An 18,885-nucleotide genomic window follows, 5' to 3' on the forward strand; every position below is an offset into this window, starting at 1 on the left:
AGGTGAACCGATGCGGATGAACATCGTCGGAAGGCACGTCGAAGTGACCCCGGCTCTCAAGCGCTTCGCCATGGAGAAGCTGGGAAAGCTGGACAAGCTGATCGACGGCCCCCTCGAGGCCCACGTCGTGCTCGCGGTGGAGAAACACCGTCACCTGGCCGAGATCCAGGTCAAATCCAAGGTGGGGATCTTCTCCGGCTCGAAGGAGACCGCCGACCTCTACGCCTCCATCGGCGACGTCGTCGACAAGATCACCGCGCAAGCACACCGCCAGAAGGAAAAGCTCCAGGAGCGCAAGCGCCGCACCGGCAAGAAGGCGGCCGAGGCGGTCGCCGCCATCGTCGAGGCCCCCGCGGAGAAACCGGCGCGCCGGAAGGCCAAGGCGGCGAAGGTGGTCCGGATCCCGCGGTATCGCCTCAAGCCCCTGTCGGCGGACGACGCCGCGTCGGAGCTGGAGGCGACGGGCTCGGAGGTCCTGGTGTTCCGCGACGCCGACACCTACCGCGTCAACGTCGTCTTCCGCCGCGCCGACGGCGCGATCGGCCTCGTCGACCCGGAGTTCTGACCCGGTCGATCGCCCGCAAACGCTTGACCCCTCGCGGGGCGGCCTGCTAACTTCCCGGCCTGCAACATCTTGGGACGGGCGTGTGCCTGCGAGGAGCCCCCAGCATGAGCGACGACCGCAAGGAACGGCCGGTGCGCTTCACGACGGTGTCCGACATGCCGATCGAGCCGCTGTACGGGCCGGCAGCGCTCGAGCCCGGCTTCCGCTACGAGGAGAAGCTCGGCGATCCGGGTGAGTATCCCTACACGCGCGGCATCCACCCGACGATGTACCGCGGCCGCCTCTGGACGATGCGGCAGTTCGCCGGATTCGGATCCGCCGAGGACACCAACGCGCGTTTCCACTACCTGCTCGGCCAGGGGCAGACGGGTCTATCGGTGGCCTTCGACCTGCCGACGCTGATGGGCCGCGACAGCGATGACGCGATGGCGCGCGGCGAGGTGGGGAAGGAAGGGGTCGCGATCGACACCCTGGCGGACATGGAGATCCTCTTCGGCGGGATCCCGCTCGACCAGGTCTCCACGTCGATGACGATCAACGCCCCGGCGTCGGTGATCTTCTGCATGTACCTCGCGGTCGCCGAGAAACAGGGCGTGCCGTTCGAGAAGCTGCGCGGGACCCTCCAGAACGACATCCTCAAGGAGTACATCGCGCAGAAGGAGTGGATCTACCCGCCGCGGCCGAGCCTGGCGCTCATCACGGACATGATGGCGTTCTGCACCCGCCGGGTCCCGCAGTGGAACACGATCTCCATCTCCGGCTATCACATCCGCGAGGCCGGCTCGACGGCGGTCCAGGAGCTCGCGTTCACGCTCGCCGACGGCATCGGCTACGTGAAGGCCGGAATCGACGCCGGCCTCGACGTCGACACCTTCGCCCCGCGCCTGTCGTTCTTCTTCAACTCGCACAACGACTTCTTCGAGGAGATCGCCAAGATGCGCGCCGCCCGCCGCATCTGGGCCCGCGTGATGCGTGAGCGGTTCGGGGCGAAAAGCCCCCGGTCGTGGATGCTCCGGTTCCACACCCAAACCGCCGGGTGCTCGCTCACGGCGCAGCAGCCCCTCAACAACATCGCGCGCGTGACCGTCCAGGCGCTCGCCGCCGTCCTCGGGGGAACGCAGTCGCTGCACACCGATTCGTTCGACGAGAGTCTCGCGCTCCCGACCGAGCAGGCCGTGACGGTCGCGCTGCGCACGCAGCAGATCCTCGCGGAGGAGTCGGGGATCGTGAACACCGCCGACCCCTTGGGCGGATCGTGGTTCGTCGAGGCGCTGACCGACAAGGTCGAGGCCGAGGCGCTCGACTACATCCGGCGCATCGACGAGATGGGGGGGATCGTGGCCGCGATCGAGCGGGGCTTCCCGCAGAAGGAGATCGCGGACGCATCGTACCGCTACCAGCGCCAGGTCGACTCGGGAGAAAAGACGATCGTCGGCGTGAACAAGTACGTGCAGCGCGACGAGAAACGCCCCGAGATCCTCAAGATCGGCCACGAGGTCGAGCCCGCGCAGCTCCGGAGGCTCGCCGACGTGCGCGCGCGGCGGGACGACGCACGGCTGCGGACGGCGCTGGCCGAGCTTCGGCGCGCCGCCGAGCGCGGGGAGAACACGATGCCGCCGATGCTCGAGGCGGTCCGCGCCTACGGGACCGTTCAGGAAATCAGCGAGAGCCTCGTGCCGGTCTACGGCACCTATCGCGAGGTCTCGATCCTCTAGGAGGGGACGTGTCCGAGGAACGTCGCTTGCGCCTTCTCGTCGGCAAGGTCGGCCTCGACGGGCACGACCGGGGAGCCAAGATCATCGCGCGCGCCTTCCGCGACGCCGGATTCGAGGTCATCTACACGGGCCTGCATCAGACCCCCGAGATGGTCGTGCAGACCGCGATCCAGGAGGACGTGGACGCCGTCTCCCTGTCGATCCTCTCGGGAGCGCACAACTACCTCTTCCCGCGCGTGCTCGAGCTGCTCCGGGAACGCGGGGCCTCGGACGTGGCCGTCTTCGGAGGAGGCATCGTCCCCGACGAGGACATCCCCGGACTGAAGGCGGCCGGCGTCCTCGAGATCTTCACCCCGGGGACCTCCACGGAGGCCGCCGTGGAGTGGGTGAAGGCGAACGTCCGCCCCCGGCGGCTCTGATGCGCCGCACGCTGCTGATCGCCGACGACAGCGTCACGATCCGCAAGGTCGTCGAGATCACCTTCGCCGACTCCGACCTCCGCGTGGAGACGGCCGGTTCGGGGCAGGAGGCGCTCGACAAGATCGCGCGCCTGAGACCCGACCTCGTCCTCGCCGACGTCGTGATGCCCGAGCCCGCGGGATACGAGATCTGCCGCGTCGTGAAGGCCTCCGAGCATCCCGTTCCCGTCGTGCTCCTCGCGGGCACCTTCGAGCCCTTCGACGCCGATCGCGCGGCCGCCTGCGGGGCCGATGCCCATCTCGTGAAGCCCTTCGACACGAAGACCCTCGTCGACGAGGTGGCGCGCCTGCTCGCGCCGCGGGGGATTCCCGCCCCGGTCGTCCTCCCCCTCGCCGAGGAGGAAGACGAGCTCGAGGCCGTGCTCGACGAGATGGCGGGACGGGTGCGCCCGGAGCCCGAGCCGCCGCGAGCGCCCGAGCCGGTCGTCGAGGCGGTGCCGGCGTCCGCCGAGCCGGCGCCCGCGCCCGCCGAGCCGGTTCCCGCGCCCGAGCGCACGCTCACCGACGCCGACGTGGAGGCGATCGCGAGGCTCGTGGTCGCGAAACTCTCCGAACCGATCCTCCGCGAGATCGCGTGGGAGGTCGTCCCGGACCTGGCGGAAGCCATCGTCCGCGAGCGCCTGCGCCAGCTCGAGCGGGACGAACGCGAGGTCCGCTGATCCGATGGCGATCGACAAGGAATTCCGGCCCGAGCAGTTCGAACCCCGTTGGCGCGAGGCGTGGGAGTCCTCCGGGATCTTCCGCGCGGGGCGCGAGGGCGCGGGGGAGCCGTTCTGCATGGTCATCCCTCCCCCCAACGTGACGGGGAACCTCCACGTCGGCCATGTGCTCGTCTACACGCTGCACGACGTCATGGCGCGCTGGCGCCGGATGCAGGGGCGCGACGTGTTGTGGCTCCCCGGCACCGACCACGCGGGGATCGCCACGCAGATGGTGGTCGAACGCGAGCTCGCCAAGGAGGGCAAGGACCGCCTCGGTTTGGGGCGCGAGGCGTTCGTCGCGCGCGTCTGGGAATGGAAGGAGACCTACGCCCGGCGGATCACCGGCGCCTTGCGGGACCTCGGCTCGAGCGTGGACTGGTCCCGCGAGCGGTTCACGATGGACGAAGGGCTCTCGCGCGCCGTGCGCGAGGTCTTCGTCCGACTCTACCGCGAGGGCCTGATCTACCGGGACCGGTACATCGTCAACTGGTGCCCGCGCTGTCACACGGCGATCTCCGACCTCGAGGTCGTGCACGAGCAGAAGAACGGCAAGCTCTGGACGGTGCGGTACCCCGACGCCTCCGGCCGCGGCAAGGGGGTCCAGGTCGCGACGACGAGGCCCGAGACGATGCTCGGGGACGTCGCGATCGCGGTGCATCCGGACGACGAGCGCTACCGGGGTGTGGTCGGCAGACAGGTCTCCCTCCCGCTGACCGGACGCACGATCCCCATCGTGGCGGACGCGTTCGTCGATCCCGCGTTCGGCACGGGGGCGGTGAAGATCACCCCCGCGCACGACCCCAACGACTTCGCCGCGGCCCGGCGGCTCGGCCTCGGGGAGATCGTCGTCATCGATCCGCTCGGCAAGATGACCTCCGAGGCGGGGGAGTTCGCGGGGCTCGACCGGTTCCAGGCGCGCAAACGCGTGCTCCAGAAGCTCGAGGAGCAGGGGCTCCTCGTCGAGACCCGGGACCACGTCCACGCCGTGGGCCACTGCCAGCGCTGCCACACCGTGGTGGAGCCGCTGGTCTCCACGCAGTGGTTCGTGAAGATCGAGCCGCTCGCGCGTCCCGCGATCGAGGCGGTCGAGGCCGGCCGCATCGAGTTCGTGCCCGGCACCTGGTCGAAGACCTACTTCGAGTGGATGCGCAACATCCACGACTGGTGCATCTCGCGCCAGCTCTGGTGGGGACACCGGATCCCCGCCTGGTACTGCGACGCATGCGGCACCGTCGAGGTGAGCGAGGCCGACCTCACGGCCTGCTCCCGCTGCGGCGGAGCCCTCCGCCAGGACGAGGACGTCCTCGACACGTGGTTCTCGTCGGCGCTGTGGCCGTTCTCCACGCTCGGCTGGCCGGGCGCGACGCCCGATCTCGCGCGTTACTACCCGACGAACCTGCTGATCACCGGGTTCGACATCATCTTCTTCTGGGTCGCCCGGATGATCATGATGGGCCTCAAGTTCCAGGAGGAGGTTCCCTTCCGTCAGGTCTACATCCACGGCCTCGTGCGCGACGCGCAGGGCCAGAAGATGGCGAAGACCAAGGGGAACGCGATCGATCCCGCCGAGCTCCAGTCCAAGTACGGCACCGACGCGATGCGCTTCACGATGGCGATCCTCGCGGCCCCCGGGAACGACATCCCCCTCGCCCACGAGCGGATGGAGGGGTACCGCGCCTTCGCGAACAAGCTCTGGAACGCCTGCCGGTTCGTGATGATGAAGGTCGGCGAGGATCCGCCGCGCGAGCGCTGGGATCCGGGCTCGCTCGCGCTCGTCGACCGCTGGATCCTCTCGCGCACGCATGCCGTGACCGCAGAGGTGGACCGCGCCCTCGAGCAGTTCCGCTACGACCACGCCGCCGACGCCCTCTACCACTTCGTCTGGCACGAGTTCTGCGACTGGTACATCGAGCTCGTGAAGCCCGACCTCGCCGACGACGCCGACCCGGCGCGCGTGGCGACCGCCCGCGCGGTGCTGCTCGACGTCCTCGACACGATCCTCCGGCTCCTCCACCCGTTCATGCCGTTCGTGACGGAGGAGCTCTGGCAGAAGTTCCCGCACGAGGGAACGCTCCTCGCCGCGGCGTCCTGGCCGAAGGCGGACCCCGCGCTCGCCGACGCGAAGGCGGAGCGCGACGTCGAGCTGCTCCAGGAGCTCGTCGTGAAGATCCGCAACCTGCGCGCGGAGACGGGGATCGACCCGTCGCGCCGCGTGGAGGTGCGGATGCACGCGACGAGCCCCAGGAACGCGCGCCTGCTCGAGGACCAGGCGCGCCTCGTCGCCACTCTCGTCAAGGCGGGAAAGGTCGAGGTCCTTCCCGAGATTCCTTCGTCCCTCGTCGCCGCCCGGGGGATCGCGCGCGGGATCGAGATCGCGATTCCGCTCGAGGGGCTGCTCGACTTCGATGCCGAGCGCAAGCGGCTCTCGAAGGACCTCGAGAAGATCGTCGCCGACGTCGACGTCCGATCGCGCAAGCTCAACAACGAGTCCTTCCTCGAGCGCGCCCCGGCCGACGTCGTCGAGAAGGAGCGCGCCGCGCACCGGGAGCTGCTCGAGCGGAAGAAGAAGCTCGAGGCGACGCTCGCGGCGCTCGGCGGGCGGTGAGCGCGGGACCGGCCCCCGACCGCGAGGCGGTGCGCCGCGTCGTGCGCGCCGCCCTCGACGAGGACCTCGGCGCCTCCGGCGACCTGACGGGACGTGCGGTCGTCCCCGAGGGGGCGCGGGGCCGCGCCGTCCTCGTGGCCCGGGAGCCGCTGGTCGTGGCCGGCGTCCCCGTCGCCGTCGAGGTCTTCCGCGCGCTCGACCCCGCGGTCGTCGTGGAGGACCGGCGGGAGGACGGAAGCGCCGCCGCGGCGGGGGACGCCCTCCTGGTCGTCTCCGGCCTCGCGCGGGCGCTCCTCGCGGGGGAGCGAACCGCCCTCAACCTGCTCCAGCGCCTGTGCGGCATCGCTTCGGCGGCGCGCGCGGCGGTGGAGGAGGTCGCCGGGACCGGGGCGACGATCCTCGACACGCGGAAGACCGCCCCCGGCCTCCGGATGCTCGACAAATACGCCGTGGCTTGCGGCGGGGCGACCAATCACCGTTACGGGCTCCACGACGCCGTGATGATCAAGGACACGCACCTGGCCATCGCGGGGCCGATCGGGCGGGCCGTGAGGCTCGCTCTCGACGCGGGCGTCCCGCCGCAGGCGATCACGGTGGAGGTGGCGACCCCCGAGGCGATGGAGGAGGCCATCGCCGCCGGAGCGGGACGTGTCCTGCTCGACAACATGGACCTCGCGACGCTGCGGCGCTGCGTGACGCGGGGGAAGGGGCGCGCGGTCCTCGAGGCCTCCGGGGGACTGCGGCCGGGGGCCCTGCGCGAGGTGGCCGAAACCGGGGTCGACTGCCTGAGCGTCGGCGCGCTCACCCATTCGGTGCGGTCCGCGGACCTCGCGATGGATCTGGAGCCGCTGGCGTGATCGACGATCTCGCGTTCGTCTCGCGCGTGATCCGTCTCGAGCGCACCGGCTCCACAAACGACGACCTGCGCCGCCTCGCGGCCGCCGGGGCGCCCGAGGGGACCGTGGTGATCGCGGGTGCGCAAGACGCCGGACGCGGCCGTCTGGGACGGGCGTGGCACAGCGCGCCGGGCCTCGGCTTGTACCTGTCCGTGCTCCTGCGTCCCCGGCGCCCCGTCGCCGAGGCGCCGCGATGGGCGTTGGCGGCCGCGGCGGCGGGGGCGGAGGCCTGCGAGGACCTGGGTGTCCGCGGGGTGGAGGTGAAGTGGCCGAACGACCTCCTCCTCGACGACCGCAAGCTCGCCGGGTTCCTCTCGGAGATGCGCGCGCTCCCGGATGGTTCGACCGAGCTCGTCCTCGGTGCGGGGTTCAACGTCGCCCACCGCGCGGAGGACTTCCCTGCGGAGCTCGGCCCCTTCGCGACCTCGCTGGCCCTCGCGCTCGGCGGGGAGGCCCCGGCGCGCGAGCGCGTCGCCGAGTCGTTCCTGTCCCGGCTCGCGTCGTTCGCACCGGCGCTCGCCGAGGGGCGTTTCGACGAGGTCGCCGCGCGCTGGAGCGCGCGCGCCCCCCGCGCGGCGGGAGCCCGCGTGCGCGTCCGCGACCCGGACGGCGATTACGAGGCGGTGACGCGCGGTCTCGCCCCCGACGGAGCGCTCCGCGTGGAGCGCGACGACGGAACCCGCGCTACCCTGCATTCGGTCGACGTCCTTGTGTCTTGGGAGACGGGGCATGCTGCTGGCGGTGGATGTCGGTAACACCCACACGGTCCTGGGCCTGTTCGACGGCGACGCCCTTCGGGCGGACTGGCGGATCGCCTCGCGCAAGGACGCGACGGCGGACGAGACGGGCATCGTGTGGCGCCAGCTGTTCGCGGCCGTCGGACTCGACCCGTCGGACGTGGACGGGATGATCGTCTCCTCCGTCGTCCCGGATCTCGACCGGATGATCGACGCGGTGGGGCGGCGGTACTTCGGAGCCGAGCCGCTGTTCGTCGCCCCCGGCGTGAAGACGGGGCTTCCGATCCTGTACGACAATCCGCACGAGGTGGGCGCCGACCGGATCGTCAATGCGGTCGCCGCCGTGCGGAAGTACGGCGCGCCGGTGATCGTCCTCGACTTCGGAACCGCCACGACCTTCGACGTGGTGAGCCCTCGCGGCGAGTACCTGGGCGGGGTGATCGCCCCCGGGCTCGGCATCTCGGCGGAGGCGCTGTTCAACCGCGCGGCGCGACTCGCGCGCGTGGAGGTGCGCGAGCCCGCGCGCGTCATCGGCCGCACGACCCAGGAGAGCATCCAGTCGGGGCTCTTCCACGGTTACGTCGGCCTCGTCGAGGGGCTGGTGCGGCGGCTCCGCGCGGAGTTGGGCGTCGAAGCCCCGGTCGTGGCGACCGGGGGCGTGGCGCCGGTCTTCAAGGACGCCCTCGGCTTCCTCGACGCCGTCGACCCGGGACTCACCCTCGAGGGGCTTCGACTGATCTGGGAGAAAAACCGCCGTTGAAGGTGCTGTTCGTCTGCGCCGGGAACATCTGCCGCAGCCCGATGGCCGCGGGGTATCTCCGGCACCGCGCCGCGATGGACGGGCTGAGCCACCTCGTGGTCGAGTCCGCAGGGACGCTCGGGATCGAGGCCGCCCCCGCCGCGGCGAACGCGGTCCGCGTGGCCGCGGAGCACGGCTTCGATCTCACCCGCCACCGGTCGCGCGGGCTGCACGCCCACGAGGTCGCGACCTCCGACCTCGTGATCGCGATGGAGCAGCGCCAGGCCGATCGGATCCGCGACGCGTTCCCGGGGGCCCACGCGACGGTGACGGTGCTGCGTGCCTTCGAGACGGGGCCGGTGCCCCAGGAGGACGCCTCCGACCTGGCCGATCCCGTCGGCGAGGCGCTTCCCGCCTTCCGGGCCTGCTTCAGGACGATCCGTACCTGCGTCGACCATCTCGTGCTCTCGCTCAAGCACGGAGCGTGAACGCCGACCCCGCCCAGGCGGCCCGGTACGCCCGCGCCCTCGAGCGCGCGCTCGCGCAGGCTTCGGGACGCGCGGTCGTGATGTCCCCGCGAGACTTCGCGCTCCTGTCGGGCTGGCTCGCGCGAGGCGTCCCGCTGGCTCTCGTGGTCGAGCAGATCGAGCACCGCAAGGCGAAGGGAAAGGACGTGCGCTCCCTCGCCTCGATCGCGAGCGCGGTCGAGCACCAGTGGAGCGCGGTCGTCGACGGACGGGTCGGAGCGACCCGGTCCTCCGGACCCGCAGGCCCGGCGGCGCCGGCGGCCGATCCGCAAGACGACGCCACCGTGCTGGCCGAGGCCTCCTCCGAGGCCGTCGCGCAGGCCGAGCGCGCCGCGGACGCCGCGCTCGCGCCCTGGCGCGCGAAGATGACGCCCGCTGCCTTCGCGAGCACCCGCCGGAGGGCGATCCTCGATCACCTGCGCGCCCGCCGCTCCTGATAGACTTCCGCCGGTCCCTCCGCCTCGCCCCTCCACGTGAACCCTCGAATCTCGCGGTCCGAGTTCCGCCCACTCGTGGCTCCCGCTGCGGCGCTCGTCGCGGGAGCGATCGTGCCCCCCGACCTCGCGCCCCCCACGCACGCGGCGGCTCTCGCGGTGTTGGCGGCGTGCATGGCGTGGCGTCGCCGTTCCAGAACGTGGGCGTGCGCGGCGGCGGGTGCCGCGGGGCTGCTGGCGGGTTCCTTCGCCTGGACCGCAGCCCTCGATCGCGCCGAGGTCCTGCCGCCCCCGGCGACAGGCGACGACCGCCACCTGGAGGGAACCGTGCGACGGGCGCCGGAGCGTGACCGCGACGGGGACCTCCGCCTCACGATCGACGTCGACGGGCTTCGCGTGGCGCTGCGGGTCGCCCCCGGAAGCGACGCCTCCGCCCGGGAGTCGGTCCTCGCGTTGCGCGCGAGCGACCGGGTGAGGGTCTTCGCGCGCGTCCGGGCACCGCGCACGCGCCAGGCGCGCCTGGAGATGCTCGCGCGCGGGATCGACGCCTCCGCGACGGTGAAGCACCCGCGGCTCGTGGAACGACTCGCGACCGGCTCCGGGGTACGGCGCACCCTCGACCGCGCGCTCGTCGGCCTGAGGCACAGGCTCGACCGGGCGGTCGGGGAGCGGCGCCGCGACCTGCTCGGAGCGATGCTCCTCGGGGACCGGGCCGCCCTCGATCCCGACGACGCCCGGACGCTCCGGGCCGCGGGCCTCTACCACCTCATCGCGATCAGCGGGCTCAACGTGGGGATCGCGGTGTTCGCCGCCCTCGCCGCAGCGCGACGACTCGGAGCCGGACCGCGGCTGCTCGCGCTGGCGGCGGTCGCCGTCCTCCCCGCGTTCGCCGTTCTCGTGGGCGGGGACGCCCCGGTCGTGCGGGCGTGCCTGGCCGCGGCGATCGCGGTCGTCGGGAGGGCGATCGGGCGCGACGGCGATCCGCTGAACACGCTCGCGCTCGCGGCGATGGTTCTCGTCGCATGGGACCCCGCCGGCGCGAGGCACCCGGGCTTCCAGCTCACCTTCGCGGCGACGGCGGGGATCCTCGCCTTCTCCGCGCCGATCGCCCGGAAGCTCCCGTGGACCCCCTGGCTCGCGACGTCCGTCGCCGTCTCGGCGGCGGCGTACGTGACGACCGCGCCGGTCCTCGCCGTCCGATTCGGCACGCTCGCCCCCGTCGCCCTCCTCGCGAATCTCGCCGCCGCACCGATCTGCGCGGCGGTCCTCCTGTTCGGATCGGCGGCGATGCTCGTCCCCGCGGCCGGGTCCCTCGCGGCGGGGAGCGTGGACGCGATGCTGGGGATCGCGAGGGTCGCGGCGGCGGCGCCCTTCGCGTCGATGCGCGTGCCGCCCCCGTCGTGGCTGCTGCTCGGGAGCTACGTCGCGACCCTCGCCGCCGCCGCGCGCCGGGGCCGCCCGGTTCCCGTGGCGACCTTCCTGCTCGTCGCGCTCGCGCTGCACGTGGGCGCTCCGCCCCCTCCCGAGACGCGGCCGACGACCGTCGCCGTCCTCGACGTCGGTCAGGGTCAATCGGTTGCGGTCGTCGGACCCGGCGGGAGGTGCGCGCTCGTCGACGGCGGAGGAAGCTCGGGGGGCCGTTTCGACGCGGGGGCGCGGATCGTCGCGCCGTGGCTTCTCGCCTCCGGATGCCGCCGCCTCGACGCCGTGGTCCTGACGCACGGCCACGACGACCACGCCGGGGGGCTCCCGTCCCTGTTGCGCGAGTTCGACGTCGGCACGTTGTGGCTCCCCGCCGGAGCGTTCGGGGAGGAGGCCGTGCGGGAGGTCGCCTCGATCGCGCGCGAGCGGGGATTCGCGGTGGGGCTCGCGGAGCGCGGCGCGGCGTTCGGTGCCGCCGGCTCGCGCCTGACGATTCTCCACCCCCTCCGCGAGGACGCGCGACTTCCGATCAACGATCGCGGCGCCGCGGTCCGGATCGACACGCCGTCCGGCGGCGCCGCCTTCGTTCCCGGAGACCTCGAGGGCGAGGGCGAGCGCAGGCTGGTGGAGCGCGGCGCCGGCGGCGCGGTCGATCTCCTCGTCGCCTCGCACCACGGCGCCGCGCGCTCGAGCACGGGGGCGTTCCTCGAGGCCCTCGCACCGCGATGGGTCGCGGTTTCCTCGGGGGCGGGGAACCGTTTCGGCCACCCGGCTCCGGCGACGCTCGAGCGGCTGCGCCGGCGCCGCGCCGTCGTCTTCCGCACCGACCGCGAGGGGACCGTGCGATTCGTGGACGGGGAGGGGGGGTTACTCCACGAAGCGGATCGGCACCGGCATGAACGTCAGCGCGAAGATCAGGGCGAGCACGGCGACGATCGCGAGGCGTCCCGTACCGAGCCGCTCGTGTTCGTCGAGCAGGCGCGGGTGACGGTCCCGGAGGAACAACAGGATCGCGAGCCACACCGCGTACGAAGGGAAGCTGCGCGTCGACCACGCCTGCCACGCGACGAGTCCCGACAGGATCGCGAGCGTGGCCCAGGAGACGACGCGGTGCGCCCGGCGGGAGACGGCGTACACCGCGTGCCCCGCGTCGAGCTGGCCGACGGGGAAGAGGTTCATCGACGTGACGAGCATGCCGACCCAGCCGGCCATGTAGACCGGTCCGACCAGGAGGTCGGTGTCGCCGTGGATCGGCAGCGCGAAGCCGATCGACAGCCACGGGTCCCCGAAGAACAACCCGCCCCCGGGGAACGACTCCACGGGGCGCGCTTCCCGGATCCCGAAGAACACCGTCGGGAGCGCCACGAGGAATCCCGCGATGGGGCCGGCGGCGGCGACGTCGAGGAGCGCGCGCCGATGGGGGATGATCCCCCGGATCCGGATCACCGCGCCGAAGGTCCCGATCGGAGGGACGCTCGGGATGAACAGCGGCAACGTCACGGGGATCCTGTAGTAGCGGCAGGCGAGATAGTGGCCGAACTCGTGCGCGGTGAGGATCAGCATCAGGGGGACGGCGTAGGAGAGTCCGTCGGCGAGGACGGCGGGGGAGAACAGATGCGCCGCGCCGAACTTGCCGGCGGCGAGCAGGTCGAGGTTCCCCGCCCAGAACCAGCTCCCCGAGATCAGGGTCGTGAAGCAAGTGACGACGAACAAGAAAACCCGGAGGCGAACGCGCTCCGGCGGGGGAGTCCAGACGTATTCGGGGAGGCCGGAAGCCATCGAACCGCAGTATAGACACCCCGTGATGTCCCACGGAAAGGACGCCGCGGCGACTGCGCCGGAGGACGGTGACGCGGGAACCGCGCGGCATCATGGGCTGGCGGAGCGGTACACGAATTGCAACAGTGTGTCTCGGGATTCCGCCCCGAACCGGAGGCCGCCATGAAGAACTCCATCCCGCGTCGCCTCGCGCTCCTCCTCCTCGGGACCGGCCTCGCACTCGCCCCGTTCGCCGCCGAAGCGGCGGGGAGGGTCGCCACGCGCGGCGGGGGGCACGGTGGGGGTGGCGGTGCCCGGGTCTCCGGCGCCCGAACCACCGCGGCCGCCCCCCGAGCTTCCGGCCAGGCGACGCGGGCCACCGCCCCTCGCGGCGGCAGGCAGACCGCGTCGGGAACGGCCACCTACGGTTATCACTACGGCCACGGCCACGGCGGTTACTACTACCCCGGCTATTACCCTGGTTACGGCTGGTGGGGATACCCCTACTACTACGACGACTTCTGGTGGGGCTACGGCCCGTCGTGGAGCGTCGGATTCAGCGTGGGCTGGCCGTACTGGGGGTACGGCGGTTATTGGGGCGCGCCCTACTACGCTTACCCCTACGTCGAGGCTCCGCCCGCCGAGGGGGTCGGCCCCGCGGGCATCGAGATCGACGTCACCCCCCGCAACGCGCGCGTGATCCTGAACGGGGAGGACGTCGGCCGCGTGAAGGACTACGACGGGCGATGGGACCATCTCCGCGTCGGCGGCGGGCGCCAGGTCCTCGAGATCCGCGCCGACGGATTCAAGACCTTGCGCGTGGTCGTCGACGCGCGCCCCGGGAGCGCCTATCGCCTCGACTACACCCTCGAGAAAGGGGAGGGGATCGACCCGCGCTCGCAGGATCCCGCGACGATGCCGCCCGCGCAGGCGCAGACGGCCGCGCCCGCCGAGCTCGTCGCCCCCAGCGCGCGCCTGGAGAAGGGGTTCCTTCGACTGGCCGTGACCCCCGCGGACGCCGCGATCTACCTCGACGGCGAGTACTTCGCCCGGGGGGACGAAGTGGCGCGCCTTCGCGGGGCGATTCCGCTCGCGATCGGCGAGCACCGGATCGAGGTGGTGCGCCCCGGGTTCGCAAGCCGCGCGGTCGTGGTCCAGGTGGATCGCGGGGCGACCGCGACGGCCTCGGTCGAGTTGTCGCCGGGGCAGTGACGCTCAGGTCAGGTTGCGGAGGTTCTTGCCGGGCTTGAAGCGGATCGTTTTCCCCGGAGGGATCTTCACCTCGCGCCCGGTGCGCGGATTGCGACCGATCCCTTTCTTGCGCGGCTTGACCTGGAAGACCCCGAACCCGCGCAGTTCGATGCGCTCCCCCTGCCGCATCGCCACCTTCATCGCCTCGAAGACCGCTTCCACGGCTTCGATCGCCTTCACCTTGGTGATGGCGGCGTCCTCGGCGACCTTGTTGATGATGTCGGCCTTGATCATCCCGAACTCCCGGCGAGAAGGGCGCCCAGTTTAGGGAGCCTCCGCGGGGCCGTCAAGGGCGATCGAGCCGTAAACCTCACGACGATGGGCACTTAGGGAGCGTGTGTTAGGGTGGCGCGCATGGCGTCACCCCCTCTCGTGGCGATCGTGGGGGCTCCGAACGTGGGGAAGAGCACGCTCTTCAACCGTCTCGTGGGCCACCGCAAGGCCATCGTGACCGACGAGCCGGGCGTGACCCGCGATCGCCTCTACGGGCTCGTCCGAAAGGACCGGGCCCATTTCCGACTCGTCGACACCGGGGGGCTGACTCCCGCGACCGAGGCCCCGTTCGCCCGGGAAATCGAGAAACAGGCCGAAGCCGCCCTCGCCGAGGCGGCGCTGATCCTCTTCGTCGCCGACACCCGCGCGGGGCTCACCTCCGTCGACCGGGAGGTCGCCGGGTGGCTCAGGCGGCGCGGAGCGTCGGTGATCCTCGTCGGCACCAAGGTCGAAAGCCCCGCGGTCGAGCTCGCCGCCGCGGAGCTTCACGAGCTGGGACTGGGGGAGCCCGTCCTCATCTCGGCGGAGCACGGCCTGGGGATCGACGCGCTCCTCGAGGCGATCGGCGCGCGCATCGACACGAGCGAGGTCGAAGTCCCGGAGGCCGAAGCGCCCGAGATCCGTCTCGCGATCGTCGGCAGGCCGAACGTCGGAAAATCCTCGCTGGTGAACCGGATGCTCGGCGAGGAGCGGGTCGTCGTCAGCGACGTTCCGGGAACCACGCGCGACGCGATCGACACCGCCTTCGAGCGCGACGGGCGCCGGTACGTACTCGTCGACACCGCGGGGCTGAGACGGCGCGGCCGCGTGCGCGAGACCGCCGAGACGCTCTCGGTCGTGATCGCGCGCCGCGCGATCGACCGGGCCCACGTCGTGGCGCTCGTGCTCGACGGCACGCAGAGCGTCGCCGCGCAGGACGCACACATCGCCGGCGACGTGCGCGACGCCGGGAAGCCCTTCCTCGTCGTCGTGAACAAGTGGGACGTCGTGGAGGACCGCGAGGCCCGGGCCAAGGCGTGGGAGGCCGAGGTCCGCGATCGCCTGCGTTTCGCGAAGGAAGTCCCCGTGATCTTCGTCAGCGCGCGGACGGGCCAGCGCGTCGGTCGCGTCCTCGAGGAGGTCGACGCCCTTTACGCGGCGGCGGGAATCCGCGTCCCCACGCCGGAGCTGAACCGTTGGCTGCAGCAGGTCGCGGACGACGAGCGGGCCCGCCCCGCGCGAGGCCGCAGCGTGCGTCTTCGCTACGCGACGCAGACCGGCGTGCACCCCCCGCGATTCGTCCTGTTCTGCAACGACGCGCGCTTCGTCCACTTCTCGTTGCGTCGCCACCTCGAGAACAGTCTGCGAGAACGGTTCGGCTTCGGCGCGTCGCCGATCCAGATCACCTTCCGCAGTCGCGAGGGCCGTCCGCGTTGAAGATCCTCCGCCGCGCCGTCCGCATCGCGTGGCAGTCGTGGCGCCACTTCCAGGCGGATCACGCGATGCAGCACGCGGCCGCCGTCGCCTATTACTCGCTGCTCTCCCTCGCGCCGGGGCTGTACCTGTTCTTCCGCGTCCTGAGGGGGCTGTGGCCCGAGACGTCGATCGAGGGAATCGACACGGCCCTCGAGCCGTACCTTCCGGGGGAGGCCGGCGCGGTGCTGCGCAGCCTCACCGGCGATCTGCCCCACGGCAAGGGGTTCGTCGCGATCGCGGTGCCCGGTCTCCTGTGGCTGGCGAGCGCCGCGTTCGGCTCTCTCGAGGTGTCGATCAACGTCGCCTTCGCCACCGCTCCGCGTCGCCGCTACTGGCTTTCGAAGCTCAAGTCCGTCGCCGGCGTCTCCTTCCTCGCGATCGTGCTGATCGTCACCCTGCTCGTGCACGAGGCGATCACGCAGCTGGCCGCCTACGACGGGGCCCTCAAGCCCCCCTTCTCGCTCGCACCGACGGCCGCGTGGGTCTCGTACGTCGTCGTCCTCGTCGTGACCTTCGCGACGTTCGCCGTGCTCTACAAGGCGCTTCCCCGGGGGCGGGTCGAGTGGACGGCCGCCGCGGCGGGCGGGGGAGCGACGCTCCTCCTGTGGGAGGTAGCCCGGCATGTGTGGGGCGGGCTGCTCGCCCATTCCCCGACGTTCGGGATGTTCACCGGGACCCTTGCCGCCGTCGTGGCCTTCCTCCTCTGGATCTTCACCGCGGTCGCGATCACCCTCTACGGCGCGGAGGTCGCCGCGATCCTGAACGGGAATCGGTCCGAAGCGGGGGACCCAACCCGACGGGCCTGAGTTTCGGCCTTTTCTTGACGCTCCCGGAGGCCGGGACTATGTTCGGCGCCGGTCGCGCAACGGGGCGGTTGCCAGGTCGCGCCCGGAAAGGGGTCGCCTTCGATGGTGCTCTTCAACTATTCCACGCGTGAGCTGACCGCGAAGGTCGTCTACTACGGACCCGGGCTCTGCGGGAAGACCACGAACCTCCAGTACATCCACGAGAACCTCCCCGACAACGTGAAGGGGAAGATGCTCTCGCTGGCGACCAAGACCGACCGGACCCTGTTCTTCGACTTCCTGCCCATCGACCTCGGCGAGATCCGCGGGATGAAGACCCGCGTGCAGCTCTACACCGTCCCCGGCCAGGTCTTCTACAACGAGACCCGCAAGCTCGTCCTGAAAGGTGCGGACGGAATCGTCTTCGTCGCCGATTCCCAGGAGACGATGCTCGGGGCCAACGCGGAGTCCTTCAAGAATCTCGAGGAGAACCTGAAGGGGCACGGGATGCGGCTCGCCGACATGCCGCACGTGATCCAATTCAACAAACGCGACCTCCCGCGGCTGAGCCCCATCGAGGACCTCAACGCGGCGATCAACAAGTACAACGCCCCGTTCTACGAGTCGGTCGCCGTGACCGGGATCGGCGTGCAGGACACGCTGAAGGCGATCGTGAAGCTCGTGCTGTTGCACCTGACCCGGAAATACGACCCGAAGGGAGCCCCGGCGCAGGCGCCCTCGCCGGCTCCGACGGCCTCGGTCGTCGTCCCGGCGGCGATGCCCGCCCCTTCGGTCGCCGCCGCCCCCGTCGCCGTTCCGCTGTCGCGCATGGAGACCCCCGCCGCCGCCCCCGTCGCGCGCGCGGTGCCGCCGCCGCCCGATTTCCGCGCCCCCGCGGCCGCGGCGACCGCGGTCGAGGAGGAGACCTCGCTCGGCCGATTCGACGAAGACGAGATCGACGGGATCATGGCCGAAGTCGAGGACGCCTACGACGCGCCGGCGGTGGCGCCGGTCGCCGCAGCCGCGCTCGTCGAGCCGGTCGAGGTCGCTCCGGAGCCCTCCCCGGCGAAAGGCGACGAGGACAGCGTCTGGATGGGCGCCCCCGAGGAGGACTCCTCGCCGTTCGCCGCCCCCGACTCGGTGTTCGGCTCGACGCTGAGCATCGACGAGCTCGCCGATGCGGTCGAAGCGCGGGAGGGCGCAACGCCCGTTCCGGCGCCGGCGCCTCCCCCTGCGGCGGCCCGGTTCGCCGAATTCCCCGAGGAGAGGTTCGAGATCGACCGCGGCTTCGACCCGGAGTGGTCGACGCCGGCCCAACAGGTCGTCGAGCCGGAGCCGCTCCCCGAGCCCGCGTTCGCCGAGTCCACGATGACCGCCGACGTGGCGTCGCTCTTCCGGGAGGAACCGGAAGCCGAGCCCGCGCCGATCGAGGCGGAGCCGGCCCCCGCCCCCGAGGAGACGATCGTCCTGACGGAGGTCGCCGGCCCGTCGGACCTCTTCGACGACCCGAATCTCGAGGTCGCGAACCTCGCCCCGGGAGAGGCCCGGGAGATCGTCGTCCCGGTCGAGCTGGGGGAGGGGACCGCCGCGCGGCGGTTCGCCTTGTCCATCCGGCTGCGCCTCGATCCGGTCGAGCCTCGCTGAACCGACGGGGGCGTTATCCTCTCCTGCGTGCGCAGGCTCCCGACGGCGACCACCCTCCTCCTCCTCGCGACGGCGGCTTCGGCCGCGCCGCTCGACCTCTACGACTGGATGGGCCCCGCCCCGATCGTGGTCGTGGCCGAGGTGGTGACGAGCGACAGCCGCTTCGTGGAGCTGCGCGTCGAGCGCGTCCTGCGCGGGGGACTCGAGCCGGGCTCCGTCATCCAGGTGGACCTGCGCGACGCCAACCGGGACCGAGAGGCCGGAACCGCCGGGCTCGACCTCGAGGACGACCGTCGCTACCTCGTGCTGCTGCAGCCCTCGACCGAGCGCCGGGCGGTGAAGGCGGGGGCGTTCGCCCTGACCCGGGGTACCGCGGGGGCGAGACCGGTCCCGCTCGAGACCGGCGCCGCCCTCGAGACGGCGGCGGTGCGCCTGGCGGAGATCCAGAACCGCAAGGACCTCGACGCGGCATGGAAGGCGATGAGCGGCCTTCTGCTGGATCCGAACCCCTTTCTCTCCGAAACGGCGCTCGACCAGCACCTGAAGTTCCGTCGAGGCGACCCCACCCTGCTGGCCCCCGCGCGCACGCTCCTGTCGAGCCCCGCGCCGGCGGTGCGGTCGCGCGCCGCCGCGCTCGCCGCCCTCGTCCTCGCCCGGGGAGGCGTGCCGGAGGACACGGAGGCGGCGACCGTCGCCGACCTCACCGCGGCGGCCCGGCGCGACCCGGATCCCGCGGTTCGCGAGGCGGCGACGACGGCGCTGGGAGCGTCGGTTCGGGACGAGGTCGTGGAGCTGCTTCGCGCCATCGCCCGGGACGATCCGGATCAGCGCGTCCGCTACGCCGCCGTGCGGGTTCTCTTCGAGCGTTCGGTGCGCGGCGAACGCGCCGATTGACGGGG

At 71.8% G+C, this 18,885-nt stretch carries 16 protein-coding genes and 1 pseudogene; 16 read left to right on the forward strand and 1 reads right to left on the reverse strand.

The window, feature by feature from the left end:
* Positions 1–10 precede the first annotated feature (10 nt).
* The 12 genes from raiA to VF139_13210 all read left to right on the forward strand — a co-directional run bounded on the left by raiA (position 11) and on the right by VF139_13210 (position 13,790).
* The gene (gene raiA, locus VF139_13155; GenBank protein ID HEX6852340.1) at positions 11–565 is read left to right on the forward strand and encodes a ribosome-associated translation inhibitor RaiA; all 555 of its coding nucleotides are present in this window, start codon (positions 11–13) and stop codon (positions 563–565) included.
* A 104-nt stretch (positions 566–669) separates the two neighbouring features.
* Positions 670–2,280: a methylmalonyl-CoA mutase family protein gene (locus tag VF139_13160; protein ID HEX6852341.1), complete on the forward strand. Its 1,611-nt coding sequence runs from the start codon at positions 670–672 to the stop codon at positions 2,278–2,280.
* A gap of 8 nt (positions 2,281–2,288) precedes the next feature.
* On the forward strand, positions 2,289–2,699 hold the full coding sequence (locus tag VF139_13165; protein ID HEX6852342.1) for a cobalamin B12-binding domain-containing protein: 411 nt from the start codon (positions 2,289–2,291) through the stop codon (positions 2,697–2,699).
* Positions 2,699–3,418, forward strand: coding sequence for a response regulator (locus tag VF139_13170; protein HEX6852343.1), 720 nt, complete (start codon positions 2,699–2,701; stop codon positions 3,416–3,418). The genes VF139_13165 and VF139_13170 overlap by 1 nt, the downstream gene beginning before the upstream one ends.
* 4 nt (positions 3,419–3,422) lie before the next feature.
* Positions 3,423–6,065 carry a valine--tRNA ligase gene (locus VF139_13175; GenBank protein HEX6852344.1) on the forward strand — a complete coding sequence of 881 codons (2,643 nt, stop codon included), beginning with the start codon at positions 3,423–3,425 and terminating at the stop codon, positions 6,063–6,065.
* The gene (gene nadC, locus VF139_13180) at positions 6,062–6,922 is read left to right on the forward strand and encodes a carboxylating nicotinate-nucleotide diphosphorylase (GenBank protein ID HEX6852345.1); all 861 of its coding nucleotides are present in this window, start codon (positions 6,062–6,064) and stop codon (positions 6,920–6,922) included. Before VF139_13175 ends, nadC begins: the two co-directional genes overlap by 4 nt.
* Positions 6,919–7,716 (forward strand): biotin--[acetyl-CoA-carboxylase] ligase, encoded by a 798-nt coding sequence (locus VF139_13185; protein HEX6852346.1) that lies wholly within the window; start codon positions 6,919–6,921, stop codon positions 7,714–7,716. The genes nadC and VF139_13185 overlap by 4 nt, the downstream gene beginning before the upstream one ends.
* A complete protein-coding gene (locus tag VF139_13190; GenBank protein HEX6852347.1) occupies positions 7,691–8,458 on the forward strand; it encodes a type III pantothenate kinase in 768 nt (255 codons plus the stop codon). The genes VF139_13185 and VF139_13190 overlap by 26 nt, the downstream gene beginning before the upstream one ends.
* Positions 8,459–8,460: 2 nt before the next feature.
* Positions 8,461–8,925: a hypothetical protein gene (locus tag VF139_13195; protein HEX6852348.1), complete on the forward strand. Its 465-nt coding sequence runs from the start codon at positions 8,461–8,463 to the stop codon at positions 8,923–8,925.
* Positions 8,922–9,401, forward strand: a complete 480-nt coding sequence (locus tag VF139_13200; GenBank protein HEX6852349.1) for a hypothetical protein — start codon at positions 8,922–8,924, stop codon at positions 9,399–9,401. Before VF139_13195 ends, VF139_13200 begins: the two co-directional genes overlap by 4 nt.
* 75 nt (positions 9,402–9,476) lie before the next feature.
* Positions 9,477–12,614 carry a ComEC/Rec2 family competence protein gene (locus VF139_13205; protein ID HEX6852350.1) on the forward strand — a complete coding sequence of 1,046 codons (3,138 nt, stop codon included), beginning with the start codon at positions 9,477–9,479 and terminating at the stop codon, positions 12,612–12,614.
* Between the two features lie 147 nt (positions 12,615–12,761).
* On the forward strand, positions 12,762–13,790 hold the full coding sequence (locus tag VF139_13210) for a PEGA domain-containing protein (GenBank protein HEX6852351.1): 1,029 nt from the start codon (positions 12,762–12,764) through the stop codon (positions 13,788–13,790).
* A gap of 3 nt (positions 13,791–13,793) precedes the next feature.
* Here VF139_13210 and VF139_13215 read toward each other — a convergent pair whose 3' ends face one another.
* The gene (locus VF139_13215; GenBank protein HEX6852352.1) at positions 13,794–14,063 is read right to left on the reverse strand and encodes an HU family DNA-binding protein; all 270 of its coding nucleotides are present in this window, start codon (positions 14,061–14,063) and stop codon (positions 13,794–13,796) included.
* 141 nt (positions 14,064–14,204) lie between these two features.
* Here VF139_13215 and der point away from each other — a divergent pair.
* From der to VF139_13235, 4 genes and pseudogenes are all read left to right on the forward strand, one after another.
* Positions 14,205–15,518, forward strand: a pseudogene (der, locus tag VF139_13220) (ribosome biogenesis GTPase Der).
* The gene (locus tag VF139_13225) at positions 15,515–16,363 is read left to right on the forward strand and encodes a YihY/virulence factor BrkB family protein (protein ID HEX6852353.1); all 849 of its coding nucleotides are present in this window, start codon (positions 15,515–15,517) and stop codon (positions 16,361–16,363) included. The pseudogene der and the gene VF139_13225 overlap by 4 nt, the downstream one beginning before the upstream one ends.
* A gap of 102 nt (positions 16,364–16,465) precedes the next feature.
* The gene (locus VF139_13230) at positions 16,466–17,986 is read left to right on the forward strand and encodes a GTPase domain-containing protein (GenBank protein HEX6852354.1); all 1,521 of its coding nucleotides are present in this window, start codon (positions 16,466–16,468) and stop codon (positions 17,984–17,986) included.
* A gap of 27 nt (positions 17,987–18,013) precedes the next feature.
* The gene (locus VF139_13235; protein HEX6852355.1) at positions 18,014–18,880 is read left to right on the forward strand and encodes a HEAT repeat domain-containing protein; all 867 of its coding nucleotides are present in this window, start codon (positions 18,014–18,016) and stop codon (positions 18,878–18,880) included.
* Positions 18,881–18,885: the final 5 nt, after the last annotated feature.

Source organism: Candidatus Polarisedimenticolaceae bacterium (assembly GCA_036376135.1).
Lineage (GTDB): Bacteria > Acidobacteriota > Polarisedimenticolia > Polarisedimenticolales > DASRJG01 > DASVAW01.